The sequence below is a fragment of the Archangium gephyra genome, assembly GCF_049060025.1.
Classification (GTDB): domain Bacteria; phylum Myxococcota; class Myxococcia; order Myxococcales; family Myxococcaceae; genus Archangium; species Archangium gephyra_A.
The window spans coordinates 8,191,439-8,206,896 of record NZ_JBMEQQ010000002.1 but is presented as its reverse complement, the minus strand read 5'-3'; the positions used below and the strand labels follow the sequence as shown (position 1 = coordinate 8,206,896).

The window sequence follows — 15,458 nt, the reverse complement described above, 5'->3', positions numbered from 1 at the left end:
CACTCGGAGGGGGCCCGGCATGCCCGCCACACCGGGCCCTCCCGACACACTTCTTGCGTACGGAGCCTGACGGTGGCGCCAGTGCGCACCAGGGACCGCTCGCGGCTCGTGTACAGTGCGCGGCCATGCGCTCCGCACCACTTCCCACCGACCTGATCGGCCTCATCGGCAACACCCCCATGGTGAGGGTGACCCAGCTCGACACCGGCCCGTGTGAGCTCTACCTCAAGCTCGAGAGCCACAACCCGGGCGGCTCCATCAAGGACCGCATCGGCCTGTCGATGATTTCGGCCGCCGAGCAGGCCGGGCAGCTCGGACCCCACCAGAAGCACCTCGTCGAGGCCACCGCCGGCAACACCGGCCTGGGCCTCGCGCTCGTCGCCGCCCAGAAGGGCTACCGGCTCACCCTGGTGATTCCGGACAAGATGAGCCAGGAGAAGGTGCTCCACCTCAAGGCGCTCGGCGCCGAGGTGGTCATGACGCGCTCGGACGTGGAGAAGGGCCACCCCGACTACTACCAGGACATGGCCGAGCGCATCGCCCGGGAGCTGGGCGGCTTCTACGTCAACCAGTTCGCCAACCCCGCCAACCCCCTGGCCCATGAGACGGGCACGGGCCCGGAGATCGCCGCCCAGCTCGGCAACCGCCTGGATGCCCTGGTGTGCGGCGTCGGCTCCGGCGGCACCCTGGCCGGCCTCTCGCGCTACTTCGCCAAGGCCATCCCCGAGTGCGAGATGGTGCTCGCCGACCCCGAGGGCTCCGTGCTCACCGAGTACGTGCGGACGGGCAAGATGGGCAAGGCCGGCTCCTGGGTCGTCGAGGGCATTGGCGAGGACTTCATCCCGCCCGTCGCGGACCTCTCCCGGGTGAAGAAGGCCTACACCATCCCCGACAAGGAGAGCCTCGAGACGGCGCGCCTGCTGCTCAAGAAGGATGGCATCCTCGCGGGCTCGTCCTCCGGCACGCTCATCGCCGCGGCGCTGCGCTACTGCCGCGAGCAGACCACGCCCAAGCGCGTGTGCACCTTCGTCTGCGACAGCGGCAACAAGTACCTGTCGAAGATGTTCAACGACTTCTGGATGGCGGACCAGGGCTTCCTGCCGCGCCAGGCCCACGGCGATCTGCGCGACGTCATCACCCGCCGCTACGCGGAGCGGGCCGTCGTCACCCTGTCGCCCAACGACACGCTGCTCGTCGCTTATGGGCGGATGAAGCTCTACGAGGTCTCCCAGCTCCCGGTGCTCGAGGGCACCCAGGTGGTGGGGATGATCGACGAGTCGGACCTGCTGCTCGCGGCCATCGACGACGAGACGCGCCTGCGCCTGCCGGTGCGCGACATCATGACCACGCGCCTGCAGACCGTGGACGTGCGCACCCCGGTGCGCGAGCTGCTCCCCCTGCTCGACAAGGGCTTCGTGCCCATCGTCATGAATGGCGAGGAGTTCATCGGCCTCATCACCCGCATCGATCTGCTCAACCACCTGCGGCGCAAGCTGCGCTGAGCGGACCGGCGCTGTTCGGGCCGTACGCGGTCCCCCATACGCGGCGTAAACCCCGCCGGGAAGAGGCCCCGCTCCTGCTGGAGCGGGTGGTCCTCCCCCAGGCGTGGATGGTATGTGCCCCTCCCTTTTCTGGAGGAGATACCCCATGCGTACCCTGAGCATCGCCCTGCTGGCCCTGGCCGTGACCGGCTGCGAGACGACGTCTGGCACGGGCCGGAAGACCGCCGCCGAGCGCGCCGCCGAGATCGAGCGTTACCGCGAGCAGAAGGCCGCCGAGGAGGCGGCTCGCAAGCAGGCCATCGCCGAGGGCCGAGACCCGGACCAGGCCGCGGCGGCGGTCACGGCCGAGACGGCGCCCGCGACCCCGGAGACCCCGGCCACGCCCGAGACCCCGGCCACTCCGGCCACGCCCGCGACCCCGGCCGCCCCCGCCGCCGTGGCTCCCGCGGCCCCCGCGCTCCCGGTGGGGCCGAGAGCGGGCCTGTTCGGCCTCCGGGCCTCGCTGCTCGGCAGCAGCCTGGGCACGGGTGAGTCCGCGGGCAGCACCTCCACCGTGGGCCTGCGGTACTTCTTCACGGAGGCGGTGGCCGTCGACGCGGACGCCGGCTTCGTCTTCGCCTCGGTGGGGGAGACGTCCATCTCCGGCCTGGCGCTGGGCCTCGGGCTGAACGCCTATGGCGGCGCCTCGGGCAAGGCGCTCCGGCCCTTCTTCAGGCTGGAGGGCGCGATGAACCAGGTGGGCGCCGCGAACGCGAGCACCACCGTGGTGAGCCTCTCGGCCGGTGGCGGCCTGGAGTACTGGGTGGCGCCGCAGCTCTCGGTGAGCACCTCCCTGCTGCTGGGGCTGGCCACGGTGCCCAACGCGGACACCCTCGCCATCGGCACCGTCCGGCCCGGACTCGGCGTGACGCTGTATACCGAGTAAGGCGTGCCATACTGGCCGTCCCGCCATGCTCTCCCGGTCGCTCGCGAATGGAACCAGGACGTGGACTTCCCCCAACGGGGAGCTGCGTCTCTGGAAGCCCGCCCCCCACGTCCTCGTGTTGAGGTTCCGGGGGGCGTTGTTCGAGGCCGAGTTCTCCCGGACCGCGGTGGCGGTCATCAACGACTTCGCCGCCAGCAACCTGGGGAAGATGGACATCTTCCACGACTGGCAGGACATGGCGCTCTACACCACCGAGGCGCGGACGGAGCTGACGGAGCTGGGCCTGCGCCTCATGGCGCGGCTCAACTCGCTCAACGTCCTGTTCAGCTCGAACGTCGTCGAGATGGGCGTGACGATGGCCAGCATCACGTTGGGGGGCATCCGCATGTTCAACCAACGCGAGGCGTTCGAGCAGGCCATCCGCCAGGCCGTGGAGGCGCGGGGAGGCACGTACACCCCGCTGCCTCCGGAGTGACCTATCCGCGGCCGATGCCGAAGTAGGTGAAGCCCTCCTCCCGCGCGCACCGCGGGTCGAACACGTTGCGGCCGTCGAAGATGACCGGGCTCTTCATCAACGACTTGAGCCGCTGCATGTCCGGGTGGCGGAACTCGTTCCACTCCGTCACCAGGAAGAGCCCGTCGGCGCCCTCCGCCGCGTCGTAGCAGGTGGGGGCGTAGAGGACGCGGTCACCGAAGAGGCGGTGCGCCACCTCCGTCGCCACCGGATCATGGCACTGCACGCGCGCGCCCTTGCCCAGCAGCCCCTCGATGAGCTCCACCGAGGGGGCCTCGCGCATGTCGTCCGTCTTCGGCTTGAAGGCCAGGCCCCACACCGCGAAGGTGCGGTTGGACACGTCGCCGTAGTGCCTCAAGGCCTTGGAGAGCAGGCAGCGCTTCTGCCGCGCGTTGGTGTTCTCCACGGCGCGCAGCAGATCGAACTCCAGCCCCACGTCCCGGGCGGTGGCCATCAACGCCTTCACGTCCTTGGGGAAGCAGCTTCCGCCATAGCCGATGCCCGGGTGGAGGAACGAGTAGCCGATGCGCTTGTCCGAGCCCATGCCCTTGCGGACCATCTCCGCGTCCGCGCCCACGCGCTCGCACAGCGCGGCGACGTCGTTCATGAAGGAGATGCGCGTGGCAAGCATCGCGTTGGCCGCGTACTTCGTCAGCTCGGCCGAGCGCGGGTCCATGAAGAGGATGGGATTGCCCGTGCGCACGAAGGGCGCGTACAGCTCGCCCATGAGCTTGCGCGCCCGCTCCGAGTTGGTGCCGATGACGACCCGGTCCGGCTTGAGGAAGTCCTCCAGCGCCGCGCCCTCCTTGAGGAACTCGGGGTTGGAGACGACGTCGAACTCGTACTGGGTGTTGCGGGCCACGGCGGCGGCCACCAGATCCGCGGTGCCCACCGGCACGGTGCTCTTGTCCACGATGACGGTGTAGTGGCGCAGCGCCTTGCCCACCTGCTCGGCGGCGGTGAGGACGTACTGGAGGTCCGCGCGTCCCGTCTCGCCCTCGGGCGTGCCCACGGCGATGAACACCACCTGCGCGGGACCCACGGCGTCCTTCAGCTCATCGGTGAAGTGCAACCGCCGCGCGGCGATGTTGCGGTGGACCAGCTCCTCCAGGCCCGGCTCGTAGATGGGAATCCGCCCGCCGCGCAGGGCCTGGACCTTCTTCAGGTCCACGTCGATGCACGTGACGTCATGCCCCGATTCAGCGAAACAGGTGCCCGCCACCAACCCCACGTACCCCGTTCCAATGACCGCGATCTTCATGGGTCCCGCCTCTCGTCCTCAACGCCCGGGCGCCGCCGCCGCGCGGCAGGCGCGCCTCTGATGACCGTCTCGAAGCCCTACGGTTTCCGTCCCGGCTCACCGCCCGGGTGTACTGCTCCAGGGTCTCCGCGCGATGGGCCGCGGTGTGCTCGGCCAGGACCCGCTCGCGCGCCTTCATTCCCATGGCCTGGCGCTCCGTCTCCGAGACCTCCCGGAGGTAGCGCAGCGTCTCCTCGCCGGAGTGGGAGATGAGGATCTCCTTCCCCGGGACGAAGAGCGTGTCGAGCCCCGCCCAGTCATCGCTGATGATGGGCACGCCGCACGCGGCTGCCTCGAAGAGCCTCACGCTCGGCGAGTAGCCTGCCCGCACCATGTCCGCTCGGGTGACGTTCAGCGTGAAGCGCTGGGAGTTGTAGAAGGCCGGGTGCTCGGGAGGCGCCAGGTGCTCCACGCGCGACACGTTGGCGGGCCACTGGATGCTGGCCGGGTACTGGGGCCCTGCGACCACGAAGCGGCCGGAGGGCATGGCGCGCGCGGCCTCGAGCATCAACCGGTCCAACACCGGCTGCCGGTCATCGCTGTACGTGCCGAGGTACCCGAGGTCCCAGAGGGGCTGGCGCTGCTGCGGGGTGTAGAGCTCGGGATCGCAGCTGCAGTAGAGCGGCCGGGCCGCGGGCGAGCCGAGCTCGTGCTCGATGAACTGGAGCGTGGGCCCGCCGGTGAAGGACAGGTAGAGCTGGTAGCCCGGAACGAGCTCGGGCGAGAGGTACTCGAAGTCCTTGCGCGCCAGCTTGGCCAGCGTCACGGGCGTGTCGATGTCGTAGAAGGCCGGGACGCCGCGGGCGGTGCGCTGCACCCAGGCGCCCACCTCCACGCCCTGGGGAACGTAGGAGCCCACCACGACCAGGTCCGCGCGGCGCACCTCGCCCGAGAAGCGGTCGCGCAGGTCCTCCAGGCTCGCATACAGCTCGGTGCGGCCGTAGGGCGGGCGCGGCAGGTCCCGGTTGGAGGCGTACCAGGGCACGTCACGCTCGAGGAACAAGACATCATGCCCACGCCGCACGAGCTCGCGGACCAGGCCCCGGTAGGTGGTGGCGTGCCCGTTTCCCCAACTGGACGTGATGGACAACCCGAGAATGACGATCCGCATCCGCTCCGTCTCCGTCTCCATGAATCAAGCCACCCGCTCGCGAGTACCGCTCTTGGTGAAGCCGAGCACTTCCTCCACCTTCGACGCCCGATGCGCGTAGGTGTGCTCGGCCAGCACGCGCTTGAGCGCCGCCTGGCCGATGCGCCGCGCCTCGGGCTCGTTCAGCCTGGCCAGGTGCCCGGCGACCTCCTCGCCCGAGTGGGCCACGAGGATTTCACTGCCCGGCTCCAGGAAGAGCTCCACGCCCTTGAAGGCGTCGGTGATGATGCAGGCGCCCGCGCCCGCGGCCTCGAACACGCGCGTGGCCGGCGAGAAGCCGAAGCGGGCCATGCTGTCGCGGTTGATGTTGAGCACCGCCCGCGCCGAGCAGTTCAGCGCGTTGTGGTCCTGCGTGTAGACGTGGCCGAGGTACTTCACGTTGTTGGGCAGCGAGCGGTCCCCCCAGCCGCTGCCTCCGAGCAGGAAGCGCGACTGCGGCAGCAGCTCCGCGGCCTTGAGGAAGAAGGCCTCCACGCGCGCCTCGCGGTCCGGCAGCCGGTTGCCCAGGAAGGCCAGGTCGCCCGCGAACCGGGCGTCCGCCGCCACCGGGTGGTGGGTGCTCGGGTCCAGCGCGTTGTAGATGGGCACGCACTCCTTCGCGCCGAGCGCCCGGTACGCGGACACCACCGGCTCGCCACCGCCGTAGGTGAGGATGTGGTCGTAGCGGGGAATGAGGGCCCGGAAAGGGTCGTTCGGGTTCTGCTCCACGCGCTCGAGCGTGGCCGGCGCATCCACGTCCCAGAACACCACCTGGGTGCCGGGACGCTGCAGCTCCAGCACGCGGGCTTCCAGCAGCTCGTCGAACACGCCGACGCCACTGGCCTTCACCACCACGTCCGAGTCACTCGCCTCCTTCAGGCAGCGATCCAGCTCTTCGGTGCCCTGCGCGGAGTAGACGACCGAGCGCGCCCAGTCCGGGTCCGGCATGTCGCGGTGCTGCTGGCGTTCGTAGGCGTCCGGCTCGTAGAAGGTGACGCGGTGCCCGCGCTCGTGCAGCGCGCGGATGATGCCCCGGTAGTAGGTGGCCGCCCCATTCCAGTAGGCCGAGACCAGGCTGGAGCCGAAGAAGGCGATGCGAAGACCCTTGCTCATGCGATGACCCTTTCCTGCCCCATCGGGCTCAGTTCCGTCGTGCCAAGACCCAACTGCCGGCAGACGCGCAGCAGCTCGTCCACCCGGTGCGCGCACGTGTGGCGCGCGAGCACCGTGCGCCGCCCGTGCTCGGCCAGCTCACGCCGCAGACCCTCGTCGGAGAGCAGCGCGCGCAGGTGGCGCTGCATCTCCTGGCCATTATTCGCGACGAGGAAGTCCTGGCCCGGGGTGAAGAGCCCCTCGGCGTCCGACCACGGCGCCGTCACCAGGGGAATGCCGCAGGCGAGCGCCTCGAAAGGACGGATGGTGGGGATGCCGGGCAGCGCCTGGGTGTAGGGCCGGCGCGGCACGTGCACCGTCAGAAGGGCCTGGGCGAAGGCCACCGGCACGCGGTGGTTGGGCAGCCACCCGGCGTACTCGATGCCGGACTCGGCGAGGGCCGCCTTCGCGGTGTCCGGGTAGCGCACGCCATGGACGCGGGCCTTCAGGCCGAGCGCCTTCACGGGATCCAACAGGAACTCGTGGAGCTCCGCGGTGCGCTCCTCGTCGCCCCAGTTGCCCACCCAGACGAGCTTCCCGCTCGGGAGCCACGTGCGGCTGCGGGCGGAACACGCGCGCGTCGGCGGCCTCGTGCCACGTCCACGCCTGACGCGTCCACCCCGCGTCGAGGTAGATGCGCCGGATGACCTCACCGAAGGCGAGCACCCCGTCATAGTGGGTGAGCTCGTAGCGGGCCATCTCCTCCCGGGCGCTCACGCTCCGGTGGTGGGTGTCATGGAAGAGCAGCCGGAAGGTGCCGCCCGCCGCGCGCCGCTCGCCCAGACGCTTCACCAGCTCCGGGGCGCTCCACTCGTGGACGATGACGAGGTGGGCGCCCTCGAGCGCGCGATCCAGGTCCAGCGTGTCGAGCGCATAGCGCTCGGGGACCACGTGCGGGTAGAGGGTCCGCACCTCCTCCAGCGCCTCGCGCCCGAGCGGCTCGGCCAGGAGGTTCTGCATGCTCCAGGCATCCGCGGGCTCGAAGACGCGCACCTCGTGGCCCCGCAGGGAGAGCTCCGTCACCACACCGCGCAGGAAGTGCGCGTTGCCGTGGTTCCAGTCGGACAGAAGGGAGTGACAGAAGAAGACGATACGCATCGGCGGTTGGACTCCGGTCGTCAGGAAGCGTGGAGCGCGGCTTGGACCCGCGGCTCCGAGGGCCGTGCTCGCAGCGCGGCGTAGAGCTCGAGATAGGCCTCCGCCATGCGGCGGGGCGTGAAGGTGAGGGCACGCGCACGGGCCCGGGCGGCGAGGCGCTCGCGCTCGGCGGGCTCCGCCATCAGCTCCGTCAGCGTCCGGGCCAGGCCGTCCCCGTCGTCCGGGTGCACGAAGCGCGCGGCGTCGCCCCACACCTCGCGCAGGCTCGGAATGTCCCCGAGCACCAGCGCGCAGCCGGCGAGCGCGGCCTCCAATACGGACAGGCCGAAAGGTTCATACCGCGCGGGCAGCGCATAGAGGGCGGCCCGGGCCATCCAACCGGCCAGCTCCTCCGGGGTGAGCCGCCCGAGCGGTTGCACCTGGTGGGCCCGCGCGTCCGAGCCTCCTCCCGGGTGCTGCGTCTCCCCCGCCACCCGGACCGGGAACGGGAGCCGCGGAGCCACCGCGTCCAGCGCGGCGAGGTTCTTGGCCTCGTCCCACAACCGGCCCGCCGCGAGCACGAAGGGCTCCTTGGGACCGGGAAGGAAGGACTCCGCCCGCCTCGCGTTGGCAATGACAGACGTCGAGCGGAAGGGGCCGTAATGCCGCTCGGCGGCGGCGAGCATCGCCTCGCTGGGTGCCACCACCCGCGCCGCGGCGCGCAGCCCCCGCGCCACCTCCTGCTGATAGCGCGCGTAGCGCCCGGGAGCGGACTCTCCCTTCACGGCCTCCCACCACGAGAGGACGCACGAGTGCGCCACCATCAGCACCGGCGCCCGCCAGGGAAGCGCGCCGTGGCAATACCCATTGAGGTGGATGATGTCGGGAGCCAGCCGCGCCTCCAGCCCGAGGAGCCACTCCCCGGAGGCGCGCACGTCCTCCCACGGCTCATCCATCCACTCGAGCTGGTAGCTGCTCTCGTGGATGGTGAGTCCCGGAACCGCCCGCGCTTCCACCCACTGCGCGGGAGACAGCGGTGCACCCAGGGTCGCCAGCTCCACCCGCACGCCATCCTCGGCGAGTGCCTGGCAGAGCCTCGAGCGCATACGTCCACACGCCGCCCACCGTGTCGGCGGTCATCAAGACCCGCCGGACGGGCGGGGGCGTGCTCATCCCTGGGCTACGCGAAGGCTTCAAGCGCCTCTCCTGCCGTGGCGGGTTTGCTCGTGCGCTCCCCGGCCAGCTCCTCCAGCCACGTGTGCAGCCGGATCACCCCCTGCTCGACGCCCACCTGCGGCGCCCAGCCGGTGGCCTCCTGGAACTTCCGGGTGTCGGACACGTAGTAGCGCTGATCTCCCGTGCGCCAGTCCTCGAAACGGACCTCGGGCGCCCGTCCGGTGCGCTGGGCGATCAGCTCGAGCAACTCCAGCAGGCTCACGGTGCGCTCCGGGCCACCGCCGATGTTGAAGGCCTGTCCCCGGAGCTTGTCGATGTTCGCCTGCGCCAGGCGGAAGGCACGCACCAGATCCTCGATGAAGAGGATGTCGCGCACCTGCTTGCCATCCCCGTAGAGGGTGATGGGCTGGCCCTGGAGCGCGCGGATGAGGAAGTGCGCCACCCAGCCCTGATCCTCGGTGCCGAACTGCCGCGGGCCGTAGATGCAGCTCATCCGGAACACCGCGGTCCTCAGCCCGAAGGAGCGCCCATAGTCGAGCACGTACTGGTCCGCCGCGCCCTTGGAGCAGCCGTAGGGGCTCTCGAAGTCGAGCGGGCAGCGCTCGCTGATGCCGTGGGCACGTGTCGTCTCGTCCCGGGGCCCGTAGCGGCGGCCGTCCTGGACGAGCTCCAGCCCTGGCAGTCCACCGTAGACCTTGTTGGTCGAGGTGAAGAGGAGCGGAGCCGGCTCGTCCATGGCCCGCAGGGCCTCCAGGACGTTGAGCGTGCCGCGCGCGTTCACCTCGAAATCGTGCACCGGGCCCTCGAGGCTGGTGGTCACCGCCACCTGGGCCGCGAAGTGGAAGACCTCCTCGGCGTTGCGCACCGCCCGCCGCACCGCCTTCTCGTCCCGGATGTCCGCCACCTCGACGCCGAGCCGCTCGCCATGGCGCGACTTGAGCCAACGCAGGTTCCGCTCCACGCCGGCGCGCGACACGTTGTCGAACACCAGCACCCGGCGGCCCTCGCTCAGGTAGTGGTCCGCCACGTTGGAGCCGATGAACCCGGCGCCACCGAAGATGACCACCCGTTTCTCGTGACCGTTCTTCTGACCCGCGCGTGTCTTGCTCATACGGTCAGCCCTCGCGCCTCGAGCTCCGCCCTCGCCTCGGCCACCCTGTCCGTGGCCACCTGCCCCTCGAGCCAATGCGCCAGCTCGGCCAGTCCGGCCTGGAACTCCACCTGGGGCTCGTAACCCAATACCTTGCGGGCCTGGGTGATGTCGGCGAAGCAGTGGCGGATGTCGCCCATCCGGTACTTGCCCGTCACCGCCGGCCGGATGTGTGGCTTGCCCATCACTTCGCCGATGGCCTTGGCCACGTCGCGCACGGTGACCGCGCGCCCGCTGCCGATGTTGAGCACGTGCCCGGCCGCGTCCGGAACCTCGAGCGCCAGCCGGCAGCCGCGGGCCACGTCATGCACGTTGACGAAGTCGCGCTGCTGCATGCCGTCCTCGAAGATGAGCGGCGCGTTCCCGTTCATCAGCCGCGAGGCGAAGATGGCGAGCACCCCTGTATAGGGATTGGAGAGCGCCTGGCGCGGGCCGTACACGTTGAAGAAGCGCAGCGCCACCGTGGGGATGTTGTAGGCGCGGCCGGTGATGAGACACAGCCGCTCCTGGTCGTACTTCGACAGAGCATAGACAGACGAGAGCGCCGGGGACTTCGTCTCGGGCGTGGGCAGCGGCGCGAGCGCCTCGCCGTGCGTGCCCCGCAGCTCCCAGTCGCCGGACTGCAACTGCTCCAGGGTACGATCCGTGCCCGGCACCAGGCGGCCATCCGGCGTACGGAAGAGTCCCTCGCCGTAGACGCTCATGCTGGAGGCCACCACGAGCCGCTCCACCGGACGCTCGATGAGTGCTTCCATCAACACGGCGGTGCCCAGGTTGTTCACCGACGTGTAGTGCGCCACCTCGTACATGCTCTGGCCCACGCCCACGGCCGCGGCGAAGTGGTACACCGCATCCACGCCATCCAACGCGCGCCGCACCGCCTCGCGGTCGCGCACGTCACCGACGACGAGCTCCACTTCCGGGTTCAGATACGCCGGACGTGAGCGGCTCTCGCCGTGGACCTGCGGGAGCAGTGCATCCAATGCCCTGACGCGATACCCGTGAGCGATGAGCTCATCGGCGAGATGCGAACCGATGAAGCCCGCGCCTCCGGTGATGAGTACCTGCTTGCGCCTCATGTGCCCTCCCCACTACCGCGCGCCCCGTGTCCGTGCGCGTCCGCAGTTCAGAGTTCCAGGAACCAACCCGATGTGTGATGGCTCCTTCGTTCGTGGGAAGAGTAAGCACCGCGGCGTCGCGCGGTACCCCGCGTCCCTCGGAACCATCGCTCTGTCGCGAAGCCTTCAGGAGGCCTGAACCGCGGACGTAGCCCCGAGGGTACAGTCCGGATCGAAGCAGACACTTCCAACGTCCGCCGTTGGCTGCTCCATCCTACTTTCCACGTCGCTGAAAAAGGATTTCGGCGCATGCAACGCGAAGGCCCCGGACAGAGCGCCGTGAGTCTCGAAAACGAGACGCCACGAGCGCCCCGAACGGGGCCTGACACACGGGAGGAAACAGCGAGCGCTATGCCACCGCGTGCTCCGGATGTTGCGGCTCGGGGAGCGAAGGCAGCTCGGGCAGCAGCCCGCGCGTCTGCCGGCGCACGAGCGATGCGTAGTAGCCGTCCAGACGCATGAGTTGGGAGTGATTGCCCTGCTCGATGATCTGCCCGCCCTTGAGGACGAGGATTCTGTCCGCATCCACCACCGTCGAGAGCCGGTGCGCGATGGCGAACGTGGTGCGGCCCTTCATCAGCTTGCCCAGGGCCTCCTGCACGAGCGCCTCGCTCTCCGCGTCGAGCGCGCTGGTGGGCTCGTCCAGGATGAGGATGGGCGGATTCTTGAGGAGCGAGCGCGCGATGGAGATGCGCTGGCGCTCGCCCGCGGAGAGCCGGTTGCCGCGCTCACCCACCAGGGTGTCGTAGCCCTGCGGCAGGCGCATGATGAAGTCGTGCGCGTGCGCGGCCCTGGCCACCGCCTCGATTTCCTCCTGAGAGGCATTGGGCCGCCCGTAGGCGATGTTGCTGCGCACGCTCTCGTTGAAGAGCAGCGAGTCCTGCAGCACCACGCCGATGTGGCGCCGCAGCGACATCTGCTTGAGCGAGCGGATGTCCTTGCCGTCGATGCGCACCACGCCCTCCTGGGGGTCGTAGAAGCGGCACAGCAGGCTCATCAGCGTCGTCTTCCCCGCGCCGCTCGGGCCCACCAGCGCAATCGTCTCGCCCTGCTTCACCTGGAGGTCGATGCCGCTGATGAGCGGCCGGTTGGGTCCCGACGAGGACGGATAGGCGAAGTGGATGTTCTCGAACGCCACCTCTCCGCGCACGCCGGTGACTTCCTCGGCGTCCGGTGCGTCACCCAGATGGTCCTGGGCATCGAGGATGGAGAAGACCTGGTTGATGGCCACCGAGGCGGTCCGCATCGTCTTGTACACGCCGCTCAGGCCCTGGACCGGTCCGAAGAGGCCGCCCACGTAGCCGAGGAACGCCACCAGCGTACCGGCGGTGATCTCCCCGCGCAGCACGAGCACGCCGCCAAAGCCGATGGAGGCCACGCGCGCGACGAGCACGGTGAGGTTCTGGCCGGCGCCCACGGTCGCGTCGAACGCCACCCCGCGCGTCACCACCTCGTTGGCCTCGCGCACGTCATGCAGGAAGCGCTGCTTCTCGCGCTCCTCCATGGCGAAGCTCTTCACCGTGACAATGCCCGAGAGCACCTCGTTGAAGCGGGCGTAGATCTTCGTCCAGCGCTCCATGAGCGTCTGCTCCCGCTGCGTCTGCACGGGCGCCGCCCTGCGGGCGATCAGCACCGGGATGGGCGCGAACGCCAACGCGAGCAGCGCCAGGCGCCAGTCGAGCCGGAACATGATGACCACGGAGATGATGAGGTAGGTGGCCGCCGGGATGACGTTGAAGGCCAGCTCGGTGATGGCGCCCACGAAGCCCTGCATGCCGCGATCGAGCTTCGTCATGATGGCGCCGACGCCCTCCTCGCGGTGGAAGCTCAGGGGCAGCCGGTGCAGGCGCGTCACGGTGGCCTCGTTGAGCGAGAAGTGCACCGCGATGCGCGTGCGCCAGGTGAGCCAGTTGGACGTGGAGCCGAGCAGCTCGCGCATCAGGCCGATGGCCACCAGCCCCCCCACCGAGAGGAGCACCGTCTTCAGGGCGCCACCCGAGCCGAGCTGATCGAAGATGTGCTTGAGCACCAGGGGCTCGAACGCGCTCAGGCCGGCGGAGGTCAGGACGAGCAGCAGGATGGTGATGACCGAGCGCTGGTGGGGGCGCAGGTAGCTCAACGCACGCCACAGCGAACCGCGGGACACGGAAGGGGTCTGCATGGACGCGACCTGAACGCCCACGGCTTTTCTTCCCTTCCAGCCACGACGCACGGCGCCAGAAAAGAAGCCGCCTGCCCGCGGGTGAGCAGGCAGGCGGCGGTGGCCCGGGTGGCCCGGAAGGCTCAGCCGTAGATGCGGTCGAGCGCGCCAGCCACCTGGATGAGCCGCTCGGACTCGGGATCGAAGCGCGCGCCATGCGCCAGACGGGTGGCCCAATCCACGGCGGCCCGGCCGCCCCACGCATCCGGCGGCTCGGCGAGGCGCTCGCGCGAGGTGCCCCAGAAGAGGTCCGCGGTGAAGTCGTAGAACGAGCCATTCACGTTGCGGAACGCCGCGCCGCCCTTCGTGCCATAGAAGGAGGCCTCGATGACGGCATCGCACCCGGCGGGCAGCTTCCAGGAGCAGGCGAGCTGCACGGCGGTGCCGGTGGCCAGCTCCAACTGCGCGGCGGCGAAGTCCTCCACCGCCTCCCCCCGCTTGCTGAGCGGGCGGCCCTGCGTGAAGAGCTGGCTCGAGACGCGCCGCACGTCGGGGAAGCCGAGCACCCAGAGCGCCAGGTCGACCAGATGGATGCCCAGGTCCATCACGCACCCGCCGCCCGCGAGCTTCGGGTCATAGAACCACGCCTTGTCCGGACCGTAGGCGTTGTGGAAGACGAGGTTCACCGCGTAGATGTCGCCCAGGGCGCCGCCGTGGATGCGCTCGCGGAGCTGGCGCATGCCGGTGGTGAAGCGGTAGCTGAGGTCCACGCCCAGGAGCCGGTCCGCCGCGCGCGCGGCATCCACCACGCGCTTCGTCTCCTCCGCCGAGCGGCCGAGCGGCTTCTGGCAGAACACCGCCACCCCGCGCTCCAGCGCCCGCACGGACTGCTCGGCGTGGAGCGAGCTGGGCGTCGCGATGACGATGCCGTCCAGCCCCATGTCGAGCAGCGCGTCGAGTGAGTCCGCCCGCTCGCAGCCCGGCGCGAGCTTGCGGGCCTCGTCGGCCGCCGCCGGCACCGGATCCGACACGGCCGATACCTCGACCGTTCCGCTCCGCGCGATGGCCTCCATGCGGTTGCGGCCAATCCAGCCCACGCCGAGGAAGCCGATCCGGGGACGGGGCGCCGCCTTCTGAAGGGTCGTGTTCATAGGGTGATGACCGCCTTGAGGAAGCCGTCGGGACGCGAGCGCATCGCCTCGAAGGCCCGGTTGAGCTCGTCCAGCCCGAAGCGGTGCGTGATGAGCGGGAAGGGGTTCAGCTTGCCGGCGGCCACCGCGTCCACCGCGAGCCGGATGCCCTCCACGTAGACCTTGGGGTCGCGCTCGTGCGCGTTGATGACGTCCAGCCCGCGCCAGTTCCACAGCCACATGTTCACCTGGCGCGGCCCATCCTGGTGGTAGCCCGCGACGATGAGCTTGCCGCGCTCGCGCGTGAGCTCGCCGGCCAGGTCCAACGGCCATTGCTCGCCGACCACCTCGATGACGCGATCGCAGAAGGTGCCATTCGTGAGCGACTTCACGCGCTCGATGATCTTGTGGTGGTCATCCATGGGGATGCACTCGGAGGCGCCGTACGCGCGGGCCAGCTCGAGCGCATAGGGCCTGCGGGTGATGGCGATGACGCGCGCCCCGGCGTTCGCCGCGAGCTGCGTCAGCAACGCGCCGAGGAAGCCGATGCCGATGATGGCCACCGTCTGTCCCGGCTGGATGTCGCTGCGGCGGAAGATGTTCATCACGCAGCCCAGCGGCTCCCCCGGGAACGGCTTCCCGGCGAGCGAGGGCGGCAGCAGCACCGTCGAGCCCGTCTCCACCACGTCGTACTCGGCATAGGCGGCCGAGGACAGGGTGGCCACGCGGTCCCCCACCTTGAAGCCGGTAACGCCGCTGCCCACCGCGTCCACCACGCCCCAGCCCTCGTGGCCGGGCGCTCCGGGCTGCAGCGGGTACTTGAACCAGTCGCGGCCCTCCCAGACGGGGAGGTTGGAGCCGCACAGCCCGCAGCCCTCGAGCTTCACCCGGACGGTCCCCGGTCCCGGGTCGGGCCGGGCCACGCGCTCGACCCGCGCGCCCTTCGGGCCCCCGATGACCGCCGCCTGCATCATCGCGCTCGACACCGCCGCGCCGCCTCCAGCACCATCCGCTCGCGCATCCATCGTTCGTCGCCTCCGCTGCTCTTGGGGATGTGTGAGGACGCGAGGTGACATGCGGCCCGCGCGGGAACAATCGTCCCGTGGGACAGCCTCCACGTGCCGTGCAAAGGAGAACGCTACCGC

Annotated in this window: 13 protein-coding genes; 3 read left to right on the top strand and 10 right to left on the bottom strand. The window is 70.0% G+C overall.

Features of this window, described 5'->3' with window-relative positions; translation table 11 throughout:
- The first annotated feature begins 125 nt into the window (after nucleotides 1-125).
- The 3 genes from ACN28I_RS36055 (at nucleotide 126) to ACN28I_RS36045 (ending at nucleotide 2,902) form a co-directional block, all read left to right on the top strand.
- On the top strand, nucleotides 126-1,502 hold the full coding sequence (locus ACN28I_RS36055; protein ID WP_420946439.1) for a pyridoxal-phosphate dependent enzyme: 1,377 nt from the start codon (nucleotides 126-128) through the stop codon (nucleotides 1,500-1,502).
- 145 nt (nucleotides 1,503-1,647) lie between these two features.
- Complete coding sequence (locus tag ACN28I_RS36050; protein WP_420946438.1) at nucleotides 1,648-2,427, top strand: hypothetical protein; 780 nt, start codon at nucleotides 1,648-1,650, stop codon at nucleotides 2,425-2,427.
- A 136-nt stretch (nucleotides 2,428-2,563) separates the two neighbouring features.
- Nucleotides 2,564-2,902 (top strand): hypothetical protein, encoded by a 339-nt coding sequence (locus ACN28I_RS36045; RefSeq protein WP_420946437.1) that lies wholly within the window; start codon nucleotides 2,564-2,566, stop codon nucleotides 2,900-2,902.
- A 1-nt stretch (nucleotide 2,903) separates the two neighbouring features.
- Here the strand turns inward: ACN28I_RS36045 and ACN28I_RS36040 are convergent, their stop codons facing one another.
- The 10 genes from ACN28I_RS36040 to ACN28I_RS35995 form a co-directional block, all read right to left on the bottom strand.
- On the bottom strand, nucleotides 2,904-4,202 hold the full coding sequence (locus ACN28I_RS36040; RefSeq protein ID WP_420946436.1) for a UDP-glucose dehydrogenase family protein: 1,299 nt from the start codon (nucleotides 4,200-4,202) through the stop codon (nucleotides 2,904-2,906).
- On the bottom strand, nucleotides 4,141-5,373 hold the full coding sequence (locus ACN28I_RS36035) for a CgeB family protein (RefSeq protein ID WP_420946435.1): 1,233 nt from the start codon (nucleotides 5,371-5,373) through the stop codon (nucleotides 4,141-4,143). The genes ACN28I_RS36040 and ACN28I_RS36035 overlap by 62 nt, the downstream gene beginning before the upstream one ends.
- A gap of 3 nt (nucleotides 5,374-5,376) precedes the next feature.
- Nucleotides 5,377-6,483: a CgeB family protein gene (locus ACN28I_RS36030; RefSeq protein WP_420946434.1), complete on the bottom strand. Its 1,107-nt coding sequence runs from the start codon at nucleotides 6,481-6,483 to the stop codon at nucleotides 5,377-5,379.
- The gene (locus ACN28I_RS36025; protein WP_420946433.1) at nucleotides 6,480-7,046 is read right to left on the bottom strand and encodes a CgeB family protein; all 567 of its coding nucleotides are present in this window, start codon (nucleotides 7,044-7,046) and stop codon (nucleotides 6,480-6,482) included. Before ACN28I_RS36025 ends, ACN28I_RS36030 begins: the two co-directional genes overlap by 4 nt.
- A 594-nt stretch (nucleotides 7,047-7,640) precedes the next feature.
- On the bottom strand, nucleotides 7,641-8,705 hold the full coding sequence (locus ACN28I_RS36020) for a glycosyltransferase family 4 protein (protein ID WP_420946432.1): 1,065 nt from the start codon (nucleotides 8,703-8,705) through the stop codon (nucleotides 7,641-7,643).
- Nucleotides 8,706-8,779: 74 nt separating this feature from the next.
- Nucleotides 8,780-9,886, bottom strand: a complete 1,107-nt coding sequence (locus ACN28I_RS36015; protein ID WP_420946431.1) for an NAD-dependent epimerase/dehydratase family protein — start codon at nucleotides 9,884-9,886, stop codon at nucleotides 8,780-8,782.
- Nucleotides 9,883-11,004: an NAD-dependent epimerase/dehydratase family protein gene (locus ACN28I_RS36010; protein WP_420946430.1), complete on the bottom strand. Its 1,122-nt coding sequence runs from the start codon at nucleotides 11,002-11,004 to the stop codon at nucleotides 9,883-9,885. Before ACN28I_RS36010 ends, ACN28I_RS36015 begins: the two co-directional genes overlap by 4 nt.
- A 388-nt stretch (nucleotides 11,005-11,392) precedes the next feature.
- Nucleotides 11,393-13,204 (bottom strand): ABC transporter ATP-binding protein, encoded by a 1,812-nt coding sequence (locus ACN28I_RS36005; protein ID WP_420946429.1) that lies wholly within the window; start codon nucleotides 13,202-13,204, stop codon nucleotides 11,393-11,395.
- Nucleotides 13,205-13,326: 122 nt separating this feature from the next.
- Nucleotides 13,327-14,334 (bottom strand): Gfo/Idh/MocA family protein, encoded by a 1,008-nt coding sequence (locus tag ACN28I_RS36000; protein WP_420946428.1) that lies wholly within the window; start codon nucleotides 14,332-14,334, stop codon nucleotides 13,327-13,329.
- Nucleotides 14,331-15,338, bottom strand: a complete 1,008-nt coding sequence (locus ACN28I_RS35995) for an MDR/zinc-dependent alcohol dehydrogenase-like family protein (RefSeq protein ID WP_420946427.1) — start codon at nucleotides 15,336-15,338, stop codon at nucleotides 14,331-14,333. The genes ACN28I_RS36000 and ACN28I_RS35995 overlap by 4 nt, the downstream gene beginning before the upstream one ends.
- Nucleotides 15,339-15,458 lie beyond the last annotated feature (120 nt).

Excerpts from the sequence above, each read along its gene's own strand:
- ACN28I_RS36015 (WP_420946431.1), bottom strand. The coding sequence starts at position 9,886 with ATGAGCAAGACACGCGCGGGTCAGAAGAACGGTCACGAGAAACGGGTG.
- ACN28I_RS36010 (WP_420946430.1), bottom strand. The coding sequence starts at position 11,004 with ATGAGGCGCAAGCAGGTACTCATCACCGGAGGCGCGGGCTTCATCGGT.
- ACN28I_RS36050 (WP_420946438.1), top strand. The coding sequence starts at position 1,648 with ATGCGTACCCTGAGCATCGCCCTGCTGGCCCTGGCCGTGACCGGCTGC.
- ACN28I_RS36035 (WP_420946435.1), bottom strand. The coding sequence starts at position 5,373 with ATGGAGACGGAGACGGAGCGGATGCGGATCGTCATTCTCGGGTTGTCC.
- ACN28I_RS36040 (WP_420946436.1), bottom strand. The coding sequence starts at position 4,202 with ATGAAGATCGCGGTCATTGGAACGGGGTACGTGGGGTTGGTGGCGGGC.
- ACN28I_RS35995 (WP_420946427.1), bottom strand. The coding sequence starts at position 15,338 with ATGGATGCGCGAGCGGATGGTGCTGGAGGCGGCGCGGCGGTGTCGAGC.
- ACN28I_RS36055 (WP_420946439.1), top strand. The coding sequence starts at position 126 with ATGCGCTCCGCACCACTTCCCACCGACCTGATCGGCCTCATCGGCAAC.
- ACN28I_RS36005 (WP_420946429.1), bottom strand. The coding sequence starts at position 13,204 with ATGCAGACCCCTTCCGTGTCCCGCGGTTCGCTGTGGCGTGCGTTGAGC.
- ACN28I_RS36000 (WP_420946428.1), bottom strand. The coding sequence starts at position 14,334 with ATGAACACGACCCTTCAGAAGGCGGCGCCCCGTCCCCGGATCGGCTTC.
- ACN28I_RS36020 (WP_420946432.1), bottom strand. The coding sequence starts at position 8,705 with ATGCGCTCGAGGCTCTGCCAGGCACTCGCCGAGGATGGCGTGCGGGTG.
- ACN28I_RS36030 (WP_420946434.1), bottom strand. The coding sequence starts at position 6,483 with ATGAGCAAGGGTCTTCGCATCGCCTTCTTCGGCTCCAGCCTGGTCTCG.